This window comes from Pontibacterium sp., assembly GCF_041587635.1.
Lineage (GTDB): Bacteria > Pseudomonadota > Gammaproteobacteria > Pseudomonadales > Balneatricaceae > Pontibacterium.
Map to the genome: position 1 here is coordinate 1 of NZ_JBFGYC010000469.1, position 3186 is coordinate 3186.

Consider the following 3186-nt stretch of genomic DNA (forward strand, 5'->3'; position numbering starts at 1 on the left):
CGTTTGGAATCAATGACTTACCGCCCGGGATTTTAAAGAAGCAATTGGAAGATCTGTCTCCTGCCGCACAAAAGCGCGCACTAGGCTGGATGCACCGTTTTAGCTTTACCGAACAGGATGTGCCAGCACTGCGCGTCGATCAAAGCGGTGGGGTATTTTATGAAGACCCGGCTTTTGATGGTATTGATCCTGCGCCATCTTCAACTCCATCACTGTCTGAAGTAACCCAGGCAGAGGCGTTCACGCTGCACAGTAAGCCCGGTGCGTCGCGTGTGGTTTATCTGGATATGGATGGCCATGTGGTGAGTGGGACTATCTGGAACGGATCAGCAGACCCGCTCTATATGCGACCTTACGACAGTAACGGTGATGAATCATCATTCAGTCAAACAGAGCTGAATGAGATTGCGGAAACCTGGAAGCGAGTTGCAGAAGACTTTGCGCCCTACGATATCGATGTTACCACCGAAGAGCCTCCAACGTTTGGGGCCAATGTTGGTCACATTCTGGTGACCCGCAAAGCAGATGAGAACAACCGCAACATATATAACTGCAACTGTGGTGGTGTCGCTTATGTCGGCGTATGGGGCAACAGTAACTTCCCCTATTACCAGCCCGCATTGGTTTTTCTGGATGGAGTCGGTGGCCCGCATAACATATCTGAAGCGGCATCTCATGAACTAGGACATAACCTATCGCTATCCCACGACGGAAATAGCAGCACTGGCTACTACGGAGGCCATGGTTCGGGTAATACGGACTGGGGTCCGATCATGGGTGTGGGTTATTACGCGCAGGTGTCTCAGTGGAGCAAGGGTGAATATGCTGATGCAAATAACACGCAGGATGACCTTCAACTGATTGCAGATCGTCTTACCTACCGAAGCGACGATCACGAAGACGTAAATTTCTCCGGGGCAACGCCGTTAGTGATCACGGGCGGGACCTCTGTTAGTGCGACCAATCCAGTCACGGACCCCGCCAATATTGATCCTTCTAACAAGGGAATAATAGAGGACCGAACGGATGTAGATCTGTTCTTTATGGACGTTGGGGATGGCACGATTAACCTAAGTGTTACGCCCGCGTGGACCGATTCTTTCGCTTCACAGTCCCGTCGCGGTATGAACCTGGATGTGAAAGCGGTGCTCTATGATGAGTTCGGCTATGAAGTTGCGCAAAGTAACCCGCTCTCTGATACTTACGCCACTATCAATGTAGGCGTTGCTGCAGGGCGCTATATCCTTTCAATTGAAGGGGTTGGCGTAGGAGATCCACTGACAAATGGTTATACCGACTACGGAAGTCTGGGTCAGTATTTCATCACGGGTTCTGTACCGGAAGATTCGGTATCGACCAGCCCGCCCCCTGCACCAACGGATCTCTCAGCAGTGCAATCGGGTGATGCTAATATCGCCTTGAGCTGGACCGACCCACTATCTACTGCTGAAAACAATGAAGCGGGATACCGTGTGTATCGCCAGATAGATGGCGGCAGTTTCGTGCAAATCTCCACCCTGCCTAGAGATAGCGCCAGCTTTGCGGATAACAACCTTGCTTCCGGCACCTATGTTTATCAGCTCGAGGCTTATAACAGTGCTGGTATCTCGACTTCAAATAGCACCATCTTGATTACGATCAGTGTGCCTTCTACCGCATCTGCCACATCTGAAAACATAGCGATGGGCAGCATTGTCAGCGGCTCTTACCAAAGCACGGTTAATGTATCTGGATATGAGCGTATCTCTGAACAACATCAGGGAGGAAAGCCGCAGAACCGCGTCAGTCAGATGGAACACTATTGGACCGTGTCGGGCATTGCCCCTGCCGCGTCCGTTACCCTTGATGTTGATGTCACAGCCCCCTCCAACAGCGATGGCGATGACTTCGCACTGGCCTACTCTACTGACGGCAGCAACTATCAGCCATTTGGCATGCTGAGCAACGGAACCGGGCGTCAGGTCATCTCCGCATTGCTACCTGCTGGCACCTCTGGCTCTATATCTATCCGGGTCAATGATACTGATCGCACTGCCGGGAACGGACAGAATAACTATCTCGACGTATACCAAATTGTCGTCACTTCTGCGGGCGAGCCTAGCGACCTGCCGCCTACAGTCACTATTAGCGAACCAGCTGACAACACCACTGCTGATGCGGGTGATTGGCTAATTTTCTCTGCGACAGCAAGTGACAGTGAAGACGGCGACCTGTCCAGCGACATGAGCTGGAGTTCCAGCCTTGATGGTAATCTCGGTCAGGGTGCGTCAGTACAAACAGCGACACTCTCTTTGGGCACTCATGTGATTACAGCTACCGTCACTGATTCCGCAGACAACAGTGACAGCGACACGGTGAGCGTCACCATTAGTGACCCTTTGCAGAACAATGCGCCCGTCGCGAATACCGATACTGCGAGTGTCGATCAGGACAGTAGCGTTGTTATTAACGTATTGAGCAATGATACCGATGCCGACGGTGATAGCCTGGCCATTGGATCGGTCACACAGGGTGCTAACGGTAGCGTGACTAACAATGGCAGTACCGTGACCTATACGCCGAATGCCAGTTTTGCGGGCAGCGACAGCTTTAGCTACAACGTCAATGATGGTCAGGGAGGTAGCGATACCGGAACTGTTAATGTGACCGTTAATCCGACAGGTGGTGCGGTGCTCACAATCACTGACGTTACGCCAAGTACGGTTGGTGTAAATCAGCAGGTTGCGGTGACGCTTGTGGGTACAGGCTTTACGCAGGGCGCGAACGTGAGCTTCCAGAATGGATCAGGTCCTGCGCCTTCAGCATCGGGCGTGGTTGTAGTGAATAGCACCACCATAACAGCCAATGTCTTCGTTAAAGCAGGCGGCCCTCGCCGTAATCGTACGTGGGATGTTGTGGTGAACAACGGCAGCAGTGCAACCTGTAGTGGTTGCATTACCGTAACGCCTTAATCGCTAGTTTCAGTCCGCTCAGAGAAATACCCGGCCCAGAACAATCTGGCCGGGTATTTTTTTATCGTTGATTTAACTAGCCTGTGCCCGTCGTAATAAAGGAGCGTTTGTTCAAAGGGCTATTTATCGTGGGTCATATTACCGATTTGCCATTAACTTCCACGGCGCCTTCAAGCGCTTTAGATACAGAGGCAGTTGCAAACATAACGAGACGCTGTCCTGCTCGTGTCATTGC

At 51.8% G+C, this 3186-nt stretch carries 1 protein-coding gene; it reads left to right on the plus strand.

The genetic code is table 11. The features are described 5' to 3' along the window. Positions 1 to 2951 (plus strand): Ig-like domain-containing protein (locus ABYW01_RS17605; protein ID WP_372835287.1); only part of this gene is annotated, 2951 nt, incomplete at its 5' end. Between the last annotated feature and the right edge of the window lie 235 nt (positions 2952 to 3186).